This is a genomic window from Mesorhizobium sp. M7A.F.Ca.US.006.04.2.1 (assembly GCF_004022915.1).
Taxonomy (GTDB): domain Bacteria; phylum Pseudomonadota; class Alphaproteobacteria; order Rhizobiales; family Rhizobiaceae; genus Mesorhizobium; species Mesorhizobium ciceri.
This window is the reverse complement of record NZ_RZQA01000949.1, coordinates 1-2,248: the sequence shown is the minus strand read 5'-3', so window position 1 is coordinate 2,248 and position 2,248 is coordinate 1. Positions and strand designations below refer to the sequence as shown.

General features: G+C 62.7%; 3 protein-coding genes and 1 pseudogene. 1 reads left to right on the top strand and 3 read right to left on the bottom strand.

Annotated elements, in window-relative coordinates; all coding sequences use genetic code 11:
• Positions 1–535, bottom strand: a 535-nt coding sequence (locus EN925_RS32680) for a DUF4424 family protein (protein ID WP_128337234.1), incomplete at its 3' end; no start/stop codon positions are given.
• A gap of 225 nt (positions 536–760) precedes the next feature.
• Between EN925_RS32680 and cobF the strand changes: the two genes are divergently transcribed.
• A complete protein-coding gene (cobF, locus tag EN925_RS32670; RefSeq protein WP_127370287.1) occupies positions 761–1,534 on the top strand; it encodes a precorrin-6A synthase (deacetylating) in 774 nt (257 codons plus the stop codon).
• A 161-nt stretch (positions 1,535–1,695) separates the two neighbouring features.
• On the opposite strand, the gene EN925_RS32660 is transcribed toward cobF, so the two are convergent.
• Positions 1,696–2,037, bottom strand: a complete 342-nt coding sequence (locus tag EN925_RS32660) for a winged helix-turn-helix domain-containing protein (RefSeq protein WP_013531026.1) — start codon at positions 2,035–2,037, stop codon at positions 1,696–1,698.
• 80 nt (positions 2,038–2,117) lie between these two features.
• A pseudogene (locus EN925_RS32655) lies at positions 2,118–2,248 on the bottom strand (TOBE domain-containing protein); the annotation flags it as partial.

Genomic DNA, 2,248 nt, shown 5'->3' with positions numbered 1-2,248 from the left:
GGGTGTAGACCTTGCTCGTCTCGGTGCCGTCGCTGCCGGTGTCCTCGATGATGATGCCGCGGTTGACCCAGTCATCGACAACCGCTTGCGGCAGCTTCGCCAGCGCCGCCTTCGCCGCATCGCCGAAAGGATAGAACGGCACGTTTTGCGCCTTCAGTTCAGCGCTGATGTCGATGCCGAGCGCCAACACCTTCTGCTCGAGCTGCGGCTTTGCGGCGACACCGTCGATCGTCACCTCGAAACCGAGGAAATTATCGCTCTGATTTTCAGGAATCGCCGGGATTTCTTCGGGATTGCCCGATATGTCGGGCATCGGGAAGGCGACGATGGCCTGGACATCCTGATCGGTGTTGTTGTGGAAGACATAGTCGACCGTGACCCTTTCCGGCGAGATGAAAAGGTCCTCGCTTTGCATCGCCACGGCATCGCTGCGCGACAGGATCAGGCCGCCGGTGCCAAGTTCGGCAACCGAATCATTGGCGAAAGCGGGTACGGACGACAAGGCCAGCACGGCGGTCAGAACATATCGCAACATGGAAGCCCCCTCGGCTGGAATGCCTGCAGGACCCTAGCCGTTTCAATGTGGCGTTCAAAGCCCTTCCGTATCCGCGGACGAACCAAAGGGAGCTGGACTGCGGTCTGGACACGCGCCTGCGCGGTCTGGACACGCGCCTGCGCGGTCTGGACACGCGCCTGCGCGGTCTGGACACGCGCCTGCGCGGTCTGGACTAACGGGTTCCGATCGGGCAGGAGTTCGCCCATGCGCAAGCTTCTCGTCATCGGCATCGGCGCCGGCAATCCCGACCACATGACCGTTCAGGCCATATCAGGCCTGAACCAGGCGGATGTGCTGTTCATTCCCGACAAGGGCGCGAAAAAAAATGAATTGGCCGAACTGCGCCGTCAGATCTGCGACCGCTTCGTCACCAATCCGAAGTCGCGGCGCGTCGAATTCGACGTGCCGGTGCGCGACCTCCCGGTAGAAGATGGTCCGGCGCCCTCCTACCGCTCGACCGTCGATGACTGGCATCAAGCCATCGCCGCCATTTACGAAGGCCTGATCCGCGACGAGATTGCAGGCGACGGCTGCGGCGCCTTCCTGATCTGGGGCGACCCTTCGCTCTATGACAGCGCGTTGCGCATCCTTGAGCGCGTGCGCCTGCGAGGCGATGTGGCGTTCGAGCTTGAGGTCATCCCCGGCATCACCGCCGTCCAGGCACTTGCCGCCAGCCACAAGATGGCGCTGAACCGCATCGGCGATTCCGTCCTCATTACCACCGGCCGCCGCCTGACCGAAGAAGGCATGCCGGACAATGCCGGCAGCGCGGTCGTCCTGCTGGACGGCAAATGCGCCTTCAACACGCTGGCCGACAAGGATGTCGTCATCCATTGGGGCGCCTACCTCGGAACGGAAGACGAGATCACTCTCTCCGGCAGGATCGGTGACATCGGCGCAAAGATCGAAAAAGTTCGAGAGGAAGCCCGTCGGCGGAAGGGCTGGATCATGGACAGCTATTTGCTGCGCAAGCCCTAATAGGAAGGCAATAGGGGAGTAAGGCAATAGGGCAGTAGGTGAATGACGTTTTGTGTTGGAAGACAGCACGCGAATGCCGCCCTACTGCCCTACTGCCCTACTGCCCTACTGCCCTACTGCCCTACTGCCCTACTGCCCTACTGCCCTACTGCCCTACTCCCTCACCCAGCCTCAATCTCCGCCTGCAACGCCTCCATATGCGTCGCTGCCGCGGCCGCCGCCGCGCGCTCGATGGCGCGGAAGCGGCTGACCACTGCCAGGCCGACCGCCGTCAACTGTGCGCCGCCGCCCTTGCGGCCGCCGGTCTGTGCCGCCACCAGCGGCTTGCCGAATACCCGGTTCATGTCCTCGACCAGGTCCCAGGCGTGCTTATAGGACATCTCCATGCCGCGCGCGGCGGCCGAGATGGAGCCGAAGGCGGCGATCTGTTCCAGGAGTTCGATCTTGCCCGGCCCGACGCGCCCGTCGGGATCGAGATTTATCCGCAAGCTCAGCGACGGCATCTTTGCTCTCCGCGGTCACATCCCAACGTCATACTAGAAGCTCCCTGGCGAAACCGCTATTCCAAAAAGACATAGCGGGATCATCCATCCGTCTCGGCGGGCAGGCCGGCGCCGGTGTTCGCCCGCTCGAAGCTCACCGTCTTGATCACCGCGAAAACCTTTCCGCCAAGATGAAGCTTCAGCGCCTGCCGCGACCGTTCGGTGATTCGGG